19 protein-coding genes are annotated in these 19,012 nt (G+C 39.7%); 8 read left to right on the top strand and 11 right to left on the bottom strand.

Annotated elements, in window-relative coordinates:
* Positions 1-398 precede the first annotated feature (398 nt).
* On the top strand, positions 399-887 hold the full coding sequence (locus H5079_RS13110; protein WP_182684257.1) for an RNA-binding protein: 489 nt from the start codon (positions 399-401) through the stop codon (positions 885-887).
* Here the strand turns inward: H5079_RS13110 and H5079_RS13105 are convergent.
* Both H5079_RS13105 and H5079_RS13100 read right to left on the bottom strand, forming a co-directional pair.
* On the bottom strand, positions 871-1,995 hold the full coding sequence (locus H5079_RS13105) for an aminotransferase class V-fold PLP-dependent enzyme (RefSeq protein ID WP_182684256.1): 1,125 nt from the start codon (positions 1,993-1,995) through the stop codon (positions 871-873). The genes H5079_RS13110 and H5079_RS13105 overlap by 17 nt on opposite strands.
* Before the next feature lies 1 nt (position 1,996).
* Entirely contained in the window at positions 1,997-3,166 is a 1,170-nt protein-coding gene (locus H5079_RS13100; protein ID WP_011326782.1) for a monodechloroaminopyrrolnitrin synthase PrnB family protein, read from the bottom strand.
* Between the two features lie 137 nt (positions 3,167-3,303).
* On the opposite strand from H5079_RS13100, the gene H5079_RS13095 reads away from it, so the two are divergent.
* From H5079_RS13095 to H5079_RS13080, 4 genes are all read left to right on the top strand, one after another.
* The gene (locus tag H5079_RS13095) at positions 3,304-3,759 is read left to right on the top strand and encodes an Lrp/AsnC family transcriptional regulator (RefSeq protein WP_011326781.1); all 456 of its coding nucleotides are present in this window, start codon (positions 3,304-3,306) and stop codon (positions 3,757-3,759) included.
* A gap of 74 nt (positions 3,760-3,833) precedes the next feature.
* Complete coding sequence (locus H5079_RS13090; protein ID WP_182684255.1) at positions 3,834-6,551, top strand: ATP-binding protein; 2,718 nt, start codon at positions 3,834-3,836, stop codon at positions 6,549-6,551.
* Positions 6,541-7,911, top strand: a complete 1,371-nt coding sequence (locus H5079_RS13085; protein WP_182684254.1) for a carboxylesterase — start codon at positions 6,541-6,543, stop codon at positions 7,909-7,911. The genes H5079_RS13090 and H5079_RS13085 overlap by 11 nt, the downstream gene beginning before the upstream one ends.
* Before the next feature lie 2 nt (positions 7,912-7,913).
* Complete coding sequence (locus tag H5079_RS13080) at positions 7,914-9,053, top strand: GNAT family N-acetyltransferase (protein WP_011326778.1); 1,140 nt, start codon at positions 7,914-7,916, stop codon at positions 9,051-9,053.
* Here H5079_RS13080 and H5079_RS13075 read toward each other — a convergent pair.
* Entirely contained in the window at positions 9,030-9,620 is a 591-nt protein-coding gene (locus tag H5079_RS13075; RefSeq protein WP_089367530.1) for a DUF938 domain-containing protein, read from the bottom strand. The two genes, H5079_RS13080 and H5079_RS13075, sit on opposite strands and share 24 nt — an antisense overlap.
* 291 nt (positions 9,621-9,911) lie before the next feature.
* Here H5079_RS13075 and H5079_RS13070 point away from each other — a divergent pair, with 291 nt between their 5' ends.
* From H5079_RS13070 to H5079_RS13060, 3 genes are all read left to right on the top strand, one after another.
* Positions 9,912-11,288, top strand: coding sequence for an aspartate ammonia-lyase (locus tag H5079_RS13070; RefSeq protein WP_179807272.1), 1,377 nt, complete (start codon positions 9,912-9,914; stop codon positions 11,286-11,288).
* 113 nt (positions 11,289-11,401) lie between these two features.
* Complete coding sequence (locus H5079_RS13065) at positions 11,402-11,923, top strand: hypothetical protein (RefSeq protein WP_011326775.1); 522 nt, start codon at positions 11,402-11,404, stop codon at positions 11,921-11,923.
* 10 nt (positions 11,924-11,933) lie between these two features.
* Positions 11,934-12,338, top strand: coding sequence for a hypothetical protein (locus tag H5079_RS13060; protein ID WP_011326774.1), 405 nt, complete (start codon positions 11,934-11,936; stop codon positions 12,336-12,338).
* A gap of 25 nt (positions 12,339-12,363) precedes the next feature.
* On the opposite strand, the gene H5079_RS13055 is transcribed toward H5079_RS13060, so the two are convergent.
* The 8 genes from H5079_RS13055 to H5079_RS13020 all read right to left on the bottom strand — a co-directional run bounded on the left by H5079_RS13055 (position 12,364) and on the right by H5079_RS13020 (position 18,429).
* Positions 12,364-12,549: a hypothetical protein gene (locus H5079_RS13055; RefSeq protein ID WP_011326773.1), complete on the bottom strand. Its 186-nt coding sequence runs from the start codon at positions 12,547-12,549 to the stop codon at positions 12,364-12,366.
* A 55-nt stretch (positions 12,550-12,604) separates the two neighbouring features.
* A complete protein-coding gene (locus tag H5079_RS13050; RefSeq protein ID WP_041454305.1) occupies positions 12,605-12,925 on the bottom strand; it encodes a hypothetical protein in 321 nt (106 codons plus the stop codon).
* On the bottom strand, positions 12,922-13,560 hold the full coding sequence (locus tag H5079_RS13045; RefSeq protein WP_011326771.1) for a DUF4178 domain-containing protein: 639 nt from the start codon (positions 13,558-13,560) through the stop codon (positions 12,922-12,924). Before H5079_RS13045 ends, H5079_RS13050 begins: the two co-directional genes overlap by 4 nt.
* A 74-nt stretch (positions 13,561-13,634) precedes the next feature.
* On the bottom strand, positions 13,635-14,327 hold the full coding sequence (locus tag H5079_RS13040; RefSeq protein WP_011326770.1) for a PspA/IM30 family protein: 693 nt from the start codon (positions 14,325-14,327) through the stop codon (positions 13,635-13,637).
* Between the two features lie 24 nt (positions 14,328-14,351).
* Entirely contained in the window at positions 14,352-14,765 is a 414-nt protein-coding gene (locus H5079_RS13035; RefSeq protein ID WP_011326769.1) for a YjfI family protein, read from the bottom strand.
* Between the two features lie 79 nt (positions 14,766-14,844).
* Positions 14,845-16,566 carry a polyamine aminopropyltransferase gene (locus H5079_RS13030; RefSeq protein WP_182684253.1) on the bottom strand — a complete coding sequence of 574 codons (1,722 nt, stop codon included), beginning with the start codon at positions 16,564-16,566 and terminating at the stop codon, positions 14,845-14,847.
* Positions 16,567-16,570: 4 nt separating this feature from the next.
* Positions 16,571-17,470 (bottom strand): DUF350 domain-containing protein, encoded by a 900-nt coding sequence (locus H5079_RS13025; RefSeq protein WP_011326767.1) that lies wholly within the window; start codon positions 17,468-17,470, stop codon positions 16,571-16,573.
* Between the two features lie 26 nt (positions 17,471-17,496).
* Positions 17,497-18,429 carry a hypothetical protein gene (locus H5079_RS13020; protein WP_011326766.1) on the bottom strand — a complete coding sequence of 311 codons (933 nt, stop codon included), beginning with the start codon at positions 18,427-18,429 and terminating at the stop codon, positions 17,497-17,499.
* Positions 18,430-19,012 lie beyond the last annotated feature (583 nt).

The following is a 19,012-nucleotide window of genomic DNA, read 5'->3' as shown; positions in this document are numbered from 1 at the left end:
AACAAAATGTCGGGAACATTTTGGGCCGCTGCAAGCGTCGCGCAGCGATTGATTACATGGATGTAAGCAAGTCTATCCCTCCCTCTCCACCATACTTAATTTAAACCACTTAGTTGTGGTTTTTTTGTGCCTATAATTTAACACCAAGACTAAATTGGGAGGGTGAGATCCCTCGACAGGGTTCAACAAAATGTCGGGAACATTTTGGGCCGCTGCAAGCGTCGCGCAGCGATTGATTACATGGATGTAAGCAAGTCTATCCCTCCCTCTCCACCATACTTAATTTAAACCACTTAGTTGTGGTTTTTTATGCCTAAAATTTATAAAACTAAACAAATTGTACCAAACTATAACTTAGGGCATGATTAACTTAACTTTAAGCCAATTTAGGTTTAACTATGATCCGGGTTATATTGCTATCAATTTGCTTAACCGCGCCAACCTTTAGCTTGGCAGAAAACATTACTGTTTATAAATGCGTTATTAAAGGTGTTCCTACATTTAGCCAGCTGCCCTGTGCTCTAGATGCACAAGCCATTACGCTAAAAAATGTTAATGTAACCACAGCCTATAGCAATACAACTGCTAGCAGTAAAATTACAGATACTTCTGTTGATGATTACTTAAAAACGCAGCAAATTAATCGTGATATAAAACGCTACCAACTGGCTATTAAACAATATCAGCAGCAATACACAGAAAAAAAACAGCAAATTGATTACATGACGCAAGATAAAGCCAATCGTTTAGGGGCCTCCTCTATTGCCAATGCGATTGCAACTAAAACATCAGCTCTTAAACAGTCATACGATGCTTTAATTGGGCAAGCACAGCAACAAATAGAGGCGTTAAATCAGCAAAAAGAACAACTTAATCAACAACCTTAATCGCTTTTTTTATAACCGCTATAAACTTATGTATTGCGTCGGCGCTGTTATATATATGCGGTGAAACTCGTATACCAAGCTTTCTGGCATCCACACTAATCCCTGCACTATTAAGCTCATTCAATACATGTTGTTGCTGCATGTTAAAGTTTAAAATAGCAGTACCACTGCATTGATGCTGCAGCGTGGGCGACACAACATATTTACCCAACTGTTGCTGAATAAGCGCAAGCATTGCTAAATTATGCGACCTAACTTTATCAATTCCCAATGCGGCAAAATAGGCAATACTATTGGCTGCAATAATATAAGGTACAACTGAGGGAGTACCGCCCCAAAATTTAAGCGCTCCCTTGTTATAAATAAAATGATTTATATCAAACTCAAAGGGATTTTGATGAGAAAACCAGCCAACATCTTTAGGCTCACAAACAGCTATTTGCTGTGGGTTAACCCATAAGTAAGCAGCACCAGGGCCGCCACATAGCCATTTAACGCTAGAGCCAATCATAAAGTCAGCATTTAAGGCGGTTAAATCAAGCGGTATCACCCCTGCAGATTGCGCAACGTCAATGATTGATAAGCTATTCGTTTTTTTACTCAAAGCAACAATATCGTGTACAGGGGCTTGTACCCCTGTATTTGAATATACGTGACTGATAAAAACTAAATCTATGTTATCCGTTAAATAACGCTGCCAAACGGTAATATCGGTTAAGTTTTCATGTTCAGGAATAAATGTTATTTGCGCGCATTTTGGCAAAGCTTTTTGCATCGCAAAGCCCATACTTGGAAAGTCGCTTTGCGTCATTAATACTTTGCAATTTTTTTGCTGTAATCGCGGATGCGACATTAACAATTTGGTTAAGCCGCTGGATAAGTTAACTTGTGGACAAAATTGCTCGCTAGGCGCATTAAATAACTGCCCTAATGCGGTATTAAATTGCTCGACTGCAGGTAACCATTGCTGCCAGGGTTCTTTATTTGACGATTCCCACGGCGAAAAATAATGAGCCGCTAAATGCTGCTGACTATTTTTCAGTGGACGCCCTACTGAGTGGCTTAATAAATAACAGCCTTCGGCCATACAAAAATCGTGTTGATTCATCTTATTTAATCCACTGTTTTAGCAAGTTTATATCGTCGTAACGTGTTTTTATATCGTCGCGTTTAGCGCTGGCACGTTTATCACGGAGTTTTTCTAACGAATCGAGCAAAACATGTAATGGTGGGCCACTGGCTGTTACTTTACTCATATGTTGCTGTTGCATTTGCTTTGACGGTTGCGCAATAAATTTTTCAACCAATTGATTATGATGACCGATTGCAGTGTCACCATGTAATTTACACACCTGAATAAATAGCTTTGCGTGGTATTTAAACCAGTCATTGTCTTTATATTGCTGCGCCTGTAAAAAGTCATCCATAAAGCTTTGCATGCGCATTGCTTCGCGCAATATTTGCTGATCTTCTGGCATCATATATAAAAACTTATCCACCAGCATTTGTGAATAACTTGGCTCGTTGGCACTACACAGCCCAAGTAGCATATCGATAACGTTTATGCCGGCAAAATCTCCCGCATTAGCACCTCTGTATATCTCATTGCCTACTCGATGCGGTTTATAATAAGGGCGCACACAATTAAAAAAGCGCTCTGTGTCTAACTGGGTATAAAGTGCATTATTCGATTCAATTACATCTATTAACGCTTGTTTTGCTACTTTTAATAGCTCGGCACAGGTGGGGTGCGAAATACCTAATGGTAATATTTTTAATAATGCATCGCTGGCGCGTTTATATGCCAAAATACCTTGGGTGTTGTAATCAATAAATAGTTTTTCGTCGGGTAAATTAGTAAAACGTTTATACGTGCCATTTAGCGCTTTATTGTGCGTGGTTAAATGGGCAGTCGCAAAGCGTGGCGTTACTCCAATAGAGGCACCTATATGCATTGCTAGTGCCGACGCTTCTACCAATGGCGATGTGGTCTCACGGCTTGGCTCGGTAATTTCATGACGACGACACGCCGCCATAAAAAGCCCTACATTACCGAGCAAATCAAACGCACTATCAAAACCTTCATCGGTATTTCCCTCCGCTAATAAATTACTTATTAATGCGTTACCTTCATCTTTTAATTGCTGTTTTAAAGGCTCTCCCAACCCCTCTACATTGGCTTTATCATCTTGTTGCCAGTAAAGTTGCTCAAGCTCGCTGTTTATCTGTGGGAAGGCGCTTCTTATCCATCGATCAAAAATGGCTGTATGGGTGCTCATTATTGTTTCCTGTTATTATAGTTATCACTAAATGCTAACAGAGTTTAATGAGGGTAAAACGCTAAAAAAATTAGTAATTATCAACATCATTAGCAATAATCACTACAAATATAAAAATAATTAATAAGAATCTATATATGCTCGATAAAAAAGATCAGCAATTGCTCATTGCCTTACAAGCCAACGCCAGAATGTCTGTTGCAGATCTTGCCAGTCATATTAGCCTCTCAGATACGCCCTGCCTTAGACGAATTAAAAAGCTAGAACAAGCTAGTATTATTACCGGCTACCACGCTGCTATTAACCCAAAGGCACTTAAACTAAACGTTTTGGTGTATGCATTTGTACGTTTAAATCAAAATTCGGCCAGTGCTGCCCGGCAATTTGAGCAACACGTAGAAAAGCTCACTCATGTGCTAGAGTGTTCGGTAATATCGGGAAGTTACGACTATTTACTAAAAATAATTGCGCATGATTTAGAAAGCTATGAGCAGTTTGTTAAGCATCAACTAGGGAGCTTAAGCTGTATCGCTAATATAGAATCAACCGTGGTGTTAAAGCAGTCTTTTAGCAAAAAACAATTACCATTATAAAAAATACCGCAAATAACTTACTGTTAGCTATACTGATATTTTAAATTGGGAATATTACTTGTACAGGGATTTATGTGAAAAATTTTAACTCCAAGTATTACTCTAGTGTTTTTTACATTATTTTTTCTTTAGCCTATTTTTTTGTAGGAGTAATACTTACCAAGCTAACCTTTAACTCGCAAATTATTCCGGTTTGGTTACCTGCTGGTATAGCCTTAGTTGGCTGCTTTGTGTGGTGGTGGCGATTTATTCCTGCGCTATTTTTAGCGGCTCTCGCATTTAATTTAAATTTTTTTGCTAATACAACTCATGAAATGGTATTGGTAGGAAATTCATTAAACGAGGCTATGTATATTGCCTTTGGGGTGGTATTGCAGGCCATGGTTGGGGCCGCAATATTAAAGTTTTGGTTAGGCCACCCTCTGCGCCTTAAAAAGCGCCAAAACATTATTTATTTTATTGTAGTTGTAGGTGTTTTAGTCAGTTTAATTTCGGCTAATTTTGGCGTGTTTGCACTAAGCCAATTTAATGCAATGTACAGTGCAGATAATCACTGGAAAAACACAACTTACTGGTGGTTAGGTGATATTTTAGGGGTGTTAATTGCCACTCCATTTTTACTTTCGTTATTACCAGAGAAGTCTGATAACTATAATATTTCGGTGCTACCGACACTTTCGGTATGTTGCATTTTATTTGTATCAGTAGCGGCCACCACACAATTATACGATAGTGAAAGCCGTATTAATGCGATAAAAATTGCTGAGCGCGAAGTGCAAGTGATAGAAAACAGCCTGTACCGCTATACTAATCGCAGCATTATTGCAGTGCAAAGTTTAGCTAGCCAAGTTCAGTCATCGCCAACATTAAGCCAGCAAGACTTTAATCAATATGCCAACACCCTACTTGCTAAGCACTCATTTATAAAAGCTTTATCATGGAATGTAAAAATCCCATCTCATCAACGCCAAGCATTCTCTAAAGAAATTTCAAGCATTTATAACTTAAATTATGATGTTATTGGTGAACCTTTAGAGCCAAACGATCCACTCGTTATTGTAAAATATATAGCACCGTTTAATAGCAACCAAAAAGCAATTGGGTTTAATGTATATTCAAACCCAGATCGCAAAGCATCCTTACTCAACCCCGCAATAAAGTATCAGCCAGTGGGAACTAAAATAATTCAACTCGTACAAACTGAGCACTCTGATGCTGCTTACTTATTATTTGCGCCTGTATATTCTCAATCCAATGAAAAAGAAACTATTAAAGGCTATGCCACAGGCGTATTTTTAGTCCCTCAAATTATTAAGCAGGCCATTACTGAGCAGCAGTCTAAAATGTTTTCGATTGCTATTTATGAAGATATAAACAAACCCGCATTTTACAGTAACTCAAACAATCTTAATGTTGCACAAGGCAGTAAGCTAATATCGTTTAATGTCGATTTTGGCGGGCAACAATGGATCGTAAAACTGGCACTTAAAGATGCCTTTTTAGCTCAACATAATAATCAACTCACCTTACTGCTGCTGATACTTCAAGTAGTTGTATGCTCATTAATTTTATTGATTTTACTACTGTTTAATCAGCAGCAAATTGCACTTACTCGCCAAGTAGCAGAGCGTACTTATTCGTTAGCACAAGCAAAAAAGCAATCTGATTTGGCTAACCGGGCTAAGAGTCAATTTTTAGCTAATATGAGCCATGAAATACGCACGCCACTAAATGCTGTTATTGGCTTTTCTTCGCTTGCCCGTAAAGAAGACGACGCCAATACCCTAATTGATTATTTAGATAAAATAAATTCGTCATCTAAAAGCTTATTAAATTTGATAAACGATATTCTCGATATATCTAAAATTGAATCAAAACGGCTAGTGCTTGAACGTATTCCATTTGATTTAACCGCACTTATTCAGCGCATTAATACTATGTTTGAACAAAGTGCTGCAAGCAAAGCAATTGTGTGGAAAATAAATAGCAACATCCCTAAAGACACTTGGTTTGTTGGCGATCCAATGCGATTAGAGCAAATAATGCTTAATTTATGCAGTAACGCTATTAAATTTACTAACGCTGGCAGTGTTACTTTAAATGTAGATACGCAACTTATTGCGCCCAATAAAGCACAGCTAACAATTGCCGTTATTGATACCGGAATAGGTATAAAAGCAACTCAACATGAAAAGTTATTTAGTGCATTTACTCAAGCCGATAACTCTACTTCTCGGCAGTTTGGTGGCACCGGCCTTGGGTTAGCCATAGCCAAAGAGCTTAGTGTATTAATGAATGCAAATATAGCGCTACATAGCGAGCTTGATAAAGGCTCTACTTTTACATTTACATTAGAAATAGAGACGGTTAAAGCGCAAGAACCCCTTATAAAACCTACAGATAATACTAATATAGCCGCTTTAAAAATTTTAGTGGCCGAAGATAACCCGGTTAATCAAATGGTTATAAAAGCCATGCTTGGCTCACTAAAAATTGTGCCACAGGTTGTTGAAAATGGTGAACTTGCAGTTAATATTATAAAAAAACAGCATTTTGACCTAGTGCTTATGGATTGCCAAATGCCAGTAATGGATGGCTATAGAGCAACGGCACTGATCAGGCAATTTAAAACGGCTGAGGAACTGCCAATTGTTGCCTTAACTGCCGACGTTATGCCCGAAGACAAAGCACACGCTCAGGCGGTTGGTTTTAATCAACACCTTGCAAAACCGCTTGAACTAATTAAGCTAACCGAGTGTCTTGCTCAATATGCAGTGGTTTATGAACAATAATAGTGTGTTTTTAAAAATATTTTTAACTTGTATGCTTAGCTTTTTGCCTCACTTAGCTGTCGCTGAAAATTGTATTACGCAGGCAAGCGATTTTGAATTTATTAAAAAGAGTAAACAGCAAGGCCTATTACGCTATACAAAGGATCACCACCAAGCGTATTTTGATTACCAAGCGGGTGCCCCATTTAATAGCTACCTCAATCATGCGTATCAGTATATTAGTGTAGCTAATCCTCGCGCTGCTATGCCATGCCCTGTATTTACTCAAACGTATCAGCAACTAGTTACTCAAGGCAGTCGTAAGCCTAACCCCACTATTGCCGACATTATTGCTCCTTTTGAGTTAAAACATTCACAAAGTAAAAAAGCGGTATTACTCGTGCACGGCCTTACCGACTCTCCTTTTACCTATCACGATTTAGCCCAAGTGTATTATCAGCAAGGTTATACCGTACGCACTATTTTGTTACCCGGCCACGGCAGTGCTGCTAGTGCGTTACAAGATGTAGACCTACAGCAATGGCAACAAGCTGTGCGTTACGCTATAGAGCGCACAACACAAGACTTTGATGAGGTTATTTTAGGGGGCTACTCTACGGGGGCCGCACTACTTATAGACTATGCAATCACGCAAGCGCTTTCATCAAAAATAACGGCGCTTATGTTATTTTCACCGGGCTCCGAGCCGCATAATAAACAAGGTTGGATAGCCAAGTGGCTTGATTTAATCCCATTTTTAAATTGGATAGATAAAGACGCCGATGTTGATTTTGCTAAGTATGAGTCGTTTCCACTCAATGCTGCAGCAGCCTCATATGATGCAATGTCATTGGTTAGCATTAAACACTTAAGTAAGCGCCCTGCTTTGGCATTGCCTGTATTTAGCGTAATAAGCGATATTGACGCGACAATTGATAGCCATGCCACCCTTAAATTATTAAATGCACTACATAATACTAATTTAAGTCGCTATAAAAAACTCGATACCCTAGTGCTTTATGGTAGCAGCACTATTTTACCCCCAAATTTTGCAGCAGATTACAGAGTATTAAATCCGCAGTGTGCCAGCGAAGCATGTCTAAAAATCCATGGTATATCGCATATTGCCATTGTTAACTCACCACAAAATCCGCATTATGGTATTAGTGCCTCTTATCGTAATTGCGGCAGTTTTATTGGCGGCGAAAAGTTATATAAAACCTGTAAAACCACAAAAAGCCCGCAACTTGGAGAACGTACAGCTGCTAACTTAAAGCAATATCCCACCTTACAACGATTAACCTATAACCCCTTTTTTCCTGAGCTTAAAAAACAAATAAGCACCTTTATAAAAAACGTAGAACACGCACAAGGTAAGTAGTAATGGCGACATTTTCGCATCAATGGTTTAGTAGTATTAATCAAATAGAGCGAGCGCATTGGCAACGTTTGTTTGGCGACGAGCCATTTACCCAACATGCTTTTTTATACGCATTAGAGCAAAGTCAGTGTGTTAATCAACAAAGTGGTTGGCAGCCTTATCACTTAGCTATTTTTGAGGGCGAAAATATTATTGCGCTGGCACCTGGCTATTTAAAAAGCCACTCTTACGGTGAATATGTGTTTGATTGGGCCTGGGCAGAAGCATACGAGAAACATGGCTTAGAGTACTACCCTAAATGGTTATGCGGTGTGCCATTTTGCCCCATTGAAGGTAGCCGTATTGCTATAGAGCACAGCAATCCTAGTTTAGTGTATAAATACATTACAGAGTTACTAAACCTGCACAGCAAAGAGCAAGGCTGGTCTGGTTGGCACGTTAATTTTTGCAACTTAGCCCAAGCCACACACCTCACTGAGCAACACGCTATGCTTAGAGTGGGTGTGCAATTTCAGTGGTTTAATAAAGGCTTTACATGCTTTGACGATTTTTTAAATACGCTTAATTCACGTAAGCGTAAATCACTAAAAAAAGAACGCAGCAAAATAACTCAACAAAACATTACTATTGAATGGCTGCAAGGGATGCAAATTACGCCTGAAATTATGCAGCTATTTTGCGAATTTTATCAACGTACTTATTTAAAACGCTCTGGCCACTTAGGCTATTTAAATATGCCCTTTTTTAAGCTTTTACATGCGCTAATGGCCGACAAGCTAGTCATTATGCTAGCCAAAAAAGAGGACGCTATTATTGCCGCAACCCTTAGTCTAATAGGAGCAGACACACTGTATGGGCGGTATTGGGGGGCAAGCGAAGAGGTAGATTCTCTGCACTTTGAACTATGCTATTACCAAGGGATTGAGTTTGCAATAAAGCATAACCTCAGCTGTTTTCATTCAGGGGCACAAGGTGAGCATAAAATAGCACGCGGTTTTGCCCCTGTATTAACCTACTCAGCTCACCATATAGTTGATAATAACTTTAGCAACGCAATTAGCGATTACTTAAAACGTGAACGCCAGCATATTAATATTTATAAAGATCAATGCAGCGCATTACTGCCGTTTAAAAATCAGTAACTGATTATTAGCAGGCATGGCTATATCACTTATTAACGTTAGCCCTGCTTGCTTTGCTAATAGCTCAACTGCTGCAAAATCTCTAATACCGCTAAGTGGGTCGCGCTCTATTAAAAAGCGATTAAAGTCGTTATTACTTTGGCTAGTAAACTCGCCTTTATATTTAAATGGCCCGTAAATACATACTATGCCTTGGTCATTTAAATGCTGTTTTACACCCGCAAAAAAATGCTCTACAAGTTGCCAGCTTACAATATGAAAAGTATTAGCCGTGTAAATAGCATCCACTTTATCTATTGGCCACGCATTGTTTAAGTCAAGTTCAAGGGGAGCATGTAAATTGGTTAAATTAACCTCGCGGTGCCATAAATTAATACCTTCATGATTAATCGCTCTGTCGCTGCTATACCATTGTAAATGCGGCAACTGCTGAGCAAAGTACACGCTGTGCTGACCTGTACCTGAGCCTATTTCGAGCACCGTTTTGGCATTCGCTAACACAGATTTTAACTGCGCTAAAATAGGCTGTTTATTATTTTCACACGCTTGTGAGAATGGCTTGATCATTTTTACTCTCAAGGTTAAAGACTGATGCGCAACAGTAAAACAAATTTAGCGTATTTTGTCGTGCGCTAATGTACGCTTTAAAGCCAGTTAATTAATCTATACTTTTATAGCTGTACTTTACATTGAAACACCTAGCTCAAAATGTAATGACAACTATTATCAAATAACCCTTGCAATTTACCACACCAGCCTACAGATAGAGTACAAGGTTTACTTACAATAAATAATTACCAAGCGAGTGCGTAATGAGCATTCTCAGCCGCTGGTTTAATCCTTTTAAGGAAGAATATTATGACTCAGTTTAGAACAGAATCAGATAGCATGGGCGAGTTACAAGTCCCTGCTAATGCACTATATCAAGCGCAAACTCAGCGCGCTGTGAATAATTTTGCCATCAGTGGTTTAGCTATGCCTAAGCAGTTTATAACCGCCCTTGCTTACATTAAACAAGCGGCAGCGCAGAGCAACTTTGAGCTTGGGCACCTAAGCAAAACTAAAGCTAAAGCAATAGAGCAAGCATGCCAAGAAATTATTGATGGTAGCCATTATGAGCATTTCCCGGTCGATATATTTCAAACTGGCTCGGGTACTAGCTCAAATATGAATGCCAATGAAGTGATTGCCACTTTAGCAAGCCGGCTAGGCGATGAAAGCATTCATCCTAATGATGATGTAAACATGGGGCAAAGCTCTAACGATGTGATCCCTACTGCCATTGCCCTGAGCAGCGCAATAAATGTGGTGTACGAATTACTCCCTTCACTAGAAAAACTATCACAGCATTTAGAACACAAAAAAGCCGAGGTTGGCGCTATAGTAAAAACCGGCCGCACTCATTTAATGGATGCTATGCCGGTTACTTTTGGGCAAACTCTAAGTGCCTGGCAAACGCAAATTAACCATGCCGCGGCTGGTATAAGGCATAGCCTAGAGCGTGTTTGCGAACTAGCGCAAGGTGGTACCGCTGTAGGAACAGGTATTAATGCCGATCCACAATTTGCACCGCTATTTGCTAATAATCTCAGTGCCAACGTAGGTATTAGATTTACGCCTAGCAGTAACTTTTTTTACAATATTGGTTCGCAAGATGCCATTGTCGCGCTTTCAGGGCAATTAAAAGTACTTGCTGTAGCGCAAATGAAAATAGCCAACGACTTGCGCTGGATGAACTCTGGTCCATTAGCTGGTTTAGGTGAAATAGAGCTTGAAGCACTGCAACCCGGATCATCTATTATGCCCGGCAAAGTAAACCCAGTGATCCCCGAAGCGGCAGCTATGGTGAGCGCCCAAGTAATTGGTAACGACGCTACAATTACCGTTGCCGGCCAAGCAGGTAATTTTGAGCTAAATGTAATGCTGCCGGTAATTGCTTATAATATTCTACAAAGTATAGAGTTACTCGCTAATAGCGCCCAAGCACTGGGAGATAAAGCCATTGCTAGCTTTACAGTAAATCAGCTAAATATTGATAAGGCACTGGCTAAAAATCCTATTTTAGTAACCGCGCTAAATCCGGTGATCGGTTATGAAAAAGCAGCCAAAATAGCGAAACAAGCATATAAAGAAGCTCGCCCAATTATTGATGTTGCCGAGCAAGAAACTGATTTATCGCGCAGCGAGCTCGAAAAGCTACTTAACCCCAGCAAGTTAACCCAAGGCGGGCTGTAAATATTCACAGTAATTAATAACGGCTTTAATTGCTTGATAATAGAGTTTTTATTGCCGTAACAAATGCACAGTGTATGATAGTGGTGAATAATTCACCACTATCAGGATTTGTTATGCGTACACCATTGCTAGCTATATTTTTACCACTGTGTTTAACCGCTTGTTTAGATAACCCCGTAGCAGAAACAGAAAAAACAACTGCCAGCGAAGCAACAACGCCATCGCAGCAAAAACTACAACAACTGCAAAAAAGTAACAAAGCAGAATTACATGCCCCAGCCGAAAAACTATCAAATACTGCCATGAAAACAGTTACTCTTGATGACATTAAAACAGCTAAAAATGAATTAAATACGCTCATTGCTAATAAACAATGTGATAGCAGTACGCAGTGCCAAGTAGAAGCTGTAGGTAGCCGAGCATGTGGCGGCCCAAGTAGTTATATAGTGTATTCAACGACAACAGCAACAACTGAGCAAGTCACTGCATTAAGTAAAAAAATCACTACTTTTGAAAGTAACTATAATGCCCAAAATCAAATGGTCAGTATTTGCCAACATTTAACTGCGCCAAGCACGCAGTGTGTAGAAAATAAATGTGTTAAACTTGAAGGCTCAGCAGTAAGTGTATTTTAAGGATAAGGTTATGAGTTGTTTGCCATCAGCAATTAAACTATCAATTGTAAGTATTGCTACTAGTATTTTGTTACTGAGCGGCTGTGCTAGCACAACATCGTCAAGCAATGATCACGGAACGAGTTTAGCGAGTCTTAATAGTCAACTTAACGATATTGTTAGTAACAATAGCTGTACAGCTAGCTTTCAATGTAAAGTGCTTGAAGTAGGTGCCCGTGCGTGCGGTGGGCCAAGTAAGTATACGGTGTACTCAACACTTAATACCCAACAAGAACAAGCTGAGCAGATTGCACAGCAAATAACAGCACAAGAAAACACGCTAAATAAGGCACAAGGCTTAACTGACTGCCCATCAGTGCTTGAAGTACAATCACTATGTATTAATCAGCAATGCCAACCTTTTGAAATAAAATAATGCTGCAAACAATTTAATTTCAGCGTTATCCTAAATATGGGATTAACGCTGAAATAATTACCACCATTACTAAACAAATCCCCGCCTTAATAATATAGTGCATTGGCATTTTGTTAAGCACCCAATACGCATAAATAAAACGCACAAAGTAGCTTGCCGCAGTACCAAATAATGCAAAAATTAGTAAGTAAGCAATTAAAATTATATTCACGGCAACTCGTTATTTTATCGTTTTAGTTTAAGGGCATAGCGTCTATAACATAAAACTACTTAATTTTTTTTGTATGAGCAATCAAAAGTTCTGCAACGCGTTGCTTTACTACGCGCTTATCATCACTTTGCACATCAAAACGGCTTGCAAGCTGTGCTATTTCATCGTCGTTTAAATTAAACGATAGACGCTGTCGGGTTTTTTTAGACTTTACATCCAAACCGAGTATTTTGCGGATCATATCTGAAGGTGTTAGCTCTTGATCAATCGCTTGCTTTTTTATCGACTTTTGTACTTCGCTACTTAGATCAAATGCCATTTGCGTGGCACGCACTGCCTGCTCTTGGCGTAACCACTTTTCTTTAGCATCACTCACTTAGCGTCTCCTGGAAACAAGTCAACAATGTCGGTAATTGGCCGCGTTAAGGTAAGCGATACTTCGGTTTCGCCACCATCCCAAATCTCAATATTTAAACCAAAGCCTTTATCATCAGACTCTAAACAAATCATTTCACACAGCTCACCACCTTCTTGCTCATAACGTGGAAGAGCTTGATTGCGATAGTCTTTATTATGAAAATAACACACAAATGGCGATTCGCTTTGCTGATAGCTGTTAGCTAAAAACTGCGTAAAACGCTCTGGTATATTTTGCACTGTGATATGCGTTAAAGACTCTTCATCAAAAATACGCGCAAACTGATCAAGGCCAAATATATCTTCTACTTCATCACGTTGTACTTTTATAGAAAAGTTAGCCCATTGCTCACCATCTTCTTGCTCTATTTGTAAAAATACCACTTGGCCGCTGTCACTTTCCAACACAAACTCAGTGTCACTACTGTGTTGATACTGGTAAGTTTGTATATCAATAACGCGAAGAGTTTGCCCTTTTAACCACGCTGGATAAGCAAATGAATCGATGACAGTAAACATGTCACCTTTTTTAAGCTCACTGGCATGATTAAGCTGACGCTCTGGCTCTTTTTTAGATTTGAAAAAATTAAACATAGGAAGGCTGCCTTCTAAGCAAAAAAGGTAACTAAGCTAAAGCCTGGTTACCTTTTTAAATATGAACGTAATTATTAGCTATTTTGCTTGGCTTTAATACGCGCTAAAATATCAGCACTTTTTGGACTGCTGTCGCCAATTCCGGCTTCTGCCATTTTCGCTTTTAAATCGTCGCCGTTTACATCGGCTTCAAGCTCTTTAGCTGCACCTAACTGATCTTGACGGTCTTGCTGGCGTTGCTTAATACGCTCAAGTGATTGGCGAGCCGATGTCATAGACGAGCTGTTAGTGTTTAATGTGCTGTTTACAGCCATAGTAGCTTGTTGCACGCTTTCTGTGGTTTTAACCATAGTTAGCTGGCGTTGGTTTTCTTTAATCGACTTTTCAGCTTCTTTAACTTGCTGTTTAAGCGCTACAATATGATTGCTAAAACCAGATAATACTTGTTCGTTCTCTGCTTTTTCAGCTTCAAACTCGCCAATTTTTTCTGCAATTTCTAATGCTAAAGCTTCGTTGCCTTTTTCCAGCGCTTGCCCAGCATAAGCTTCATGCTCAGCAATAGATGCATCTACAGCGCTAATTTTACGCTTAGTTTGCATTTCTTTCGCCATAACTTCTGTTAGGCTTTTTTTAGCACGGTGCAAAGCATTTTGTGCATCTGCAATTTCTTGCTCAAAAATACGGATACCGTTTTTATCTACAATTGCTTCGCCTGCTTCACGCGCGCCGCCACGTACTGCTGTAAATAATTTTTTTAAAATACTCATAATCTTAACTCCACTAAATCGCTACTAATCGTTTAAATACATGGTCACGGCTTCTAGTGCATCAATAGCATTATCGGCTAATGTCACTAGTTCGTGGGTAATGTCATCTAATGATGAATTTACCGACAGTGCGCCAAAAATCGCGTATTTATTATCGATTTTAGCAAATGCACTTAATGGAATTGGCACGTTTAAACGTAGTAATGTTTCGTTTAACTCGTTACGTAATTCCGGCTTAACTTCATCTTCGTCAAACAAGTAGCTAATGCATAATAACTGCTCTTGTGTTTGCGTAACAAAAATTGGAAGCTCATCATTTTCATCAACAATGACTTGTAATACATCTTGCTCACCTGGATTAGCAATCAAGAAAGACTCAAAGTTAGCGCCTTCTGTTTCAAAAGAAGCTAATTTTATTGAAAGTTCATTTAATTCCATGTCTCTGCCTTTTGTCGTTTGACATATTATGTCTGAGTTAAGATTCTCATGGCTGACATATTATGTCAACCATGTTTTATTAGTTTTTATACAATTCGCTTTCTATTTGCCATGCTGTACGGTAATAATCGTACAGTTGGCCAGAGCCTAACCTATTGACTTCAATATCTTTAATATGTTCGAAATAATTATTCGGAAAAATAAAACTAGCCAGTAAATATTCTTTACTGATCCACCTTGATGGTATCGGCATTGCGGTTACATCGTTGATTCGCCCACTAGCCGATTGCCCCATTTTGGTAGCTATAGTCCAGCCCCACTGTCCAAATGAAGGAATGTTTTGTTGATACTGCTCTACATATTCAAATCCAGCCGCTTTAACCGTTTTAGCAATACTTAAAAAGGCTTTTCTAGCATGATAAGGCGAAGTTGACTGCACCGCCATTGCGCCATCTGGTGCTAGTAATTGGCGTACATGATTATAAAAGTAGTCACTATACATTTTATTTAAATCGGGATGATTAGGGTCAGGTAAATCAATTAAAATAGTATCAAATTGCTTTGCCTGATCGAGCAACTTTTCAACTTCTAAAAAGGCATCACCAACAATAATATCTGCACGCGGATCATGCATAGATTTGCTATTAAGGCTTAACAACCGCTGGCTAATATCTTCAGGCGAAGTAAATTCAGCATCTTTATGGCCAAACAAATTAAGCAATTGCCCATCAAGGTCAATCAGGGTTACTTTGCTCACCGGCCACTTTAAAACATCTCTAAGTGCCAGCCCATCGCCACCACCAATGATCAGTACCCGCTCATGACGGTTTGACGCCAACATAGCAGGATAAACTAGCATTGAATGATATATTTGCTCATCAACACTAGAAAACTGTAAGCGCCCATTTAAGTATAAATCGGTTATTGGCTGCGGCTGATTTTTACTTAACCGCTCGGTTAGTACCACATGTTGATATTTAGTGGCTTGAGAATAAATAACCTTGTCTTTGTATAAAACATTGCTCAAGTTATCCATCCAACTACTGCCCAATACCAATATAAACGCAAATAATACTAGCAATAACAGGTGACACGCTAATAACAGTTTAGCAAAGCGTACATAGGTGTGATACCGCCATAAAAAAGCAAGCCCAGCAATTATATTAAACAGCGCAGTCCACGCGGCTGCTTGCATTATGGGCATAGACAACATAATGCTAACCCAAATAGCCGCGCCAATTCCGGCGCCTATATAGTCGGCACCATAAATTGTTCCTGCGTTATTTTCTAAAAAACGGCCATAAACATGCTGACGAATACGCGCAATAAGCGGTATTTCCATACCAATAAACAAGCCAAGTATAAGGCCAAATACATAGGGTAAAAAACGCGACCACTCTTGTAGCTTTTGAAATACATAGCCATTGAGTACTACGTCGGGAGGTAAATTAAAAATACTCGAAAACATATGCGGCAGTGAATAGCTAACAGCAATAACGCCGGCAATGGCTAAAATACAGCCCATACCAATCAAAGCAATTATACTTTCTAGCCAAGCAAAGGCGGTAAATGCATCTTTAAACCAACGTGCTAAAAATGCGCCAATGCCCATTGCTACTATCATAGTGCCGATCATCGCATAAATAGCGCTTTCTACTGAGCCAAGTACCCGCCCCGCATAATGAGACAGTAAGTATTCATAAATAAGGCCACACCCTGCGAGTACGGCCATAACGGTAATAAGTAAAATATCGTGCCCAAGTAAACTAAATTTACTTGGGCTTTTTATAGTTGATGACACTCGATTATGCGCCTAATAGTGTTGCCATAGTTATACCTACCGCAAATGATAACGCTGCAGAAATAGCGGCTACACCCACATTTTTTTGACGGTTCACTTCATCTGAAATATCACAGCCAGATAAAATTATTTTAATTGTCACTAAGTGCAAAATAATAAATACCAGTAAACTCACTACTGCACTTATAGCCCAGTACAACAAACTCGCATTAATATTATCGGCTACATAAGGCGCAATCCCCGTTGCTGCGGTAATGGCTAATGCGCTGCCAATTAAAAAACCGGCATAACGAATACCCACGGCTAAGTTGCCATCAATAATTGCTTGCTGTAAGCAATCACCACTTTTATTGGTGCGCTTAAACAGCTGTACGCGATATTGGCTCACTAACAACAGCACTAGGCTGCCAATAACAAAAGCAGCAACCACAATTGGTAAACCATGCCAACCGTCGGTAGCCACCCACAGCAATGCCGAGCGAATTACAATGGCGACACTAACAACGTGGCCAAAGTCGATAACAGCCGCAGTCACGTTACCTTTAACTATTTCGCTATGTAAGCTCACTTTACGCAGCGCAACTTTATCTTGAAAGAAATGCCCAAGCTTAATAAGTAAAATAGCCAGTGCACCATAGCCCAACATTTGCAGAGCTTCTTGCTGTAATGACACTGCAAAAGCACCGCTGCTTACACCTGTAAGCACAATCGCCAATGCAACTAAACCCGCAGCAAAACTAATACCAAATGCAAAGTTATCACGCTCAGTAATTTCATCATTAGCATGCAGGTTAGATACCCAACCCTTAATATATTTAAGACTCACAAACAGCAAAACAATAATTGCAAAATCAATCGCCAGCGCTTGTAGTGACCACATTGTTATTCCATTAAATTCATACATATTACTCTAACTCCAACTTTATTCTTTTACTTACCACGGCTCACGCCACGAGAGGTTCTACTACCGCTGTTACGAACTGAGCCCGAGTTATTGCTATAACTACTCGAACGAGAATAACTACTGCGACTTTTAGGTGGTGTGTAGCTACTTCGGCTTAAGCCTGACGCCCCCGTTTTTTTGCTCGCATAAGGGCTAGTAAACTGCTTACCTTGGCGTTGATATGATTGACGCGTACGTGTTTCTAGCGTGCTCTGCGCTTTAATTTGTTTTGGGCTTGAGTAGCGCGTGCGGCCGTAATCATTGTAATAACTATATTTACGACCTCGGCTCCAGCTACCATATTCAACACGATTGAATACATCCCCTAAAATACGATACATACCGTACCATTGCCAAAAGCTAGTACCATTGCTGTTAGATTGCCAGTTACCATAATTAGGATTACCCACCATTTGGTTACCAACTCCAGCGCCTTCAGCTTGCTGACTAATAGCACCAATACGCGCTAAATTACCTTTAGACATATCCGCAAGCATATTAATAGGATCGGTTAACGCATCTGAAAATAACGTAGGCTTTGCAGCTTCGCGCAATAAGTCAATACTGTGCAAAGTATCTTCGTAAGGAGGAATAAGGTAGGTGCCCTTAATATCTTTAAGTCGCTGTGTTAAACCACTATAAAGTGCACCTTGACGAGTGGCGTCAAGGGTAATGACATCAACAACTTTTGAAAGTTCTGGTTGCTGATTTTTAAGCTGAACACCGTATTCTTTAAGTAATAATGCATTACGCAAACTACCATTATCAAGCGCAGTACCTAGCTGTGATAGCTCAACCTCCGCTTTTTTAATCGATTCTTGAATTGTTTTTTGCAGTTGCTCTTCTTTAGATTGGCAACCCATAAGCACCGCAAACAAACAAAACAGGCTGAGAAGTTTCCACGCTTTTATATTTGACATTCATGTCACCTGATTTACTGAATTAACCTCAGTAGTTTTACACAGGTCACTTATTAAACCAACAGTGAAGTTGCAACAAAATGATTTTAAAAATGAATTTCTAACTTGAGAATACAACGATTGTTAAAGGCTACAGGCTCCTTGAGCTATTTTTGATGCTCTTTATCGTCGGGTATCGCTACGCTCGTCCAACCTACTTGGGAGACTTGTGTACATTACTCACCCACACTTCACTTTTCTGCAGACGTAAAAAAGCCCGACTATTTCTAGTCGGGCTTTCTACAATTTGGAGCCTGGCAATGTCGTGGTGCCCACAGCGGTGGAAAATCACAGTGCAAATGCACCACATTCATTGGCTAGTGGTGATGTTTTTATGATTTGAGTGTCGGGTGTCGCTACGCTCGCCCGACCTACGCGGGAGACTTGTGTACATTATTCACCCACATTTCACTTTTCTACAGACGTAAAAAAGCCCGACTATTTCTAGTCGGGCTTTCTACAATTTGGAGCCTGGCAATGTCCTACTTTCACATAGCAAATGCTACACTATCATCGGCGCTGTTTCGTTTCACTACTGAGTTCG

The sequence above is a fragment of the Pseudoalteromonas sp. SG44-5 genome (assembly GCF_014164175.1).
Classification (GTDB): Bacteria; Pseudomonadota; Gammaproteobacteria; order Enterobacterales; family Alteromonadaceae; genus Pseudoalteromonas; species Pseudoalteromonas nigrifaciens.
The sequence above is the reverse complement of the archived record's forward strand: the minus strand, read 5'-3'. Positions and strand labels throughout refer to the sequence as shown.

Excerpts from the sequence above, each read along its gene's own strand:
- H5079_RS13105 (WP_182684256.1), bottom strand. The coding sequence starts at position 1,995 with ATGAATCAACACGATTTTTGTATGGCCGAAGGCTGTTATTTATTAAGC.
- H5079_RS13040 (WP_011326770.1), bottom strand. The coding sequence starts at position 14,327 with ATGAGTATTTTAAAAAAATTATTTACAGCAGTACGTGGCGGCGCGCGT.
- H5079_RS13085 (WP_182684254.1), top strand. The coding sequence starts at position 6,541 with ATGAACAATAATAGTGTGTTTTTAAAAATATTTTTAACTTGTATGCTT.
- H5079_RS13020 (WP_011326766.1), bottom strand. The coding sequence starts at position 18,429 with ATGTCAAATATAAAAGCGTGGAAACTTCTCAGCCTGTTTTGTTTGTTT.
- H5079_RS13060 (WP_011326774.1), top strand. The coding sequence starts at position 11,934 with ATGAGTTGTTTGCCATCAGCAATTAAACTATCAATTGTAAGTATTGCT.
- H5079_RS13070 (WP_179807272.1), top strand. The coding sequence starts at position 9,912 with ATGACTCAGTTTAGAACAGAATCAGATAGCATGGGCGAGTTACAAGTC.
- H5079_RS13045 (WP_011326771.1), bottom strand. The coding sequence starts at position 13,560 with ATGTTTAATTTTTTCAAATCTAAAAAAGAGCCAGAGCGTCAGCTTAAT.
- H5079_RS13110 (WP_182684257.1), top strand. The coding sequence starts at position 399 with ATGATCCGGGTTATATTGCTATCAATTTGCTTAACCGCGCCAACCTTT.
- H5079_RS13035 (WP_011326769.1), bottom strand. The coding sequence starts at position 14,765 with ATGGAATTAAATGAACTTTCAATAAAATTAGCTTCTTTTGAAACAGAA.
- H5079_RS13075 (WP_089367530.1), bottom strand. The coding sequence starts at position 9,620 with ATGATCAAGCCATTCTCACAAGCGTGTGAAAATAATAAACAGCCTATT.
- H5079_RS13095 (WP_011326781.1), top strand. The coding sequence starts at position 3,304 with ATGCTCGATAAAAAAGATCAGCAATTGCTCATTGCCTTACAAGCCAAC.
- H5079_RS13100 (WP_011326782.1), bottom strand. The coding sequence starts at position 3,166 with ATGAGCACCCATACAGCCATTTTTGATCGATGGATAAGAAGCGCCTTC.
- H5079_RS13065 (WP_011326775.1), top strand. The coding sequence starts at position 11,402 with ATGCGTACACCATTGCTAGCTATATTTTTACCACTGTGTTTAACCGCT.
- H5079_RS13080 (WP_011326778.1), top strand. The coding sequence starts at position 7,914 with ATGGCGACATTTTCGCATCAATGGTTTAGTAGTATTAATCAAATAGAG.
- H5079_RS13025 (WP_011326767.1), bottom strand. The coding sequence starts at position 17,470 with ATGTATGAATTTAATGGAATAACAATGTGGTCACTACAAGCGCTGGCG.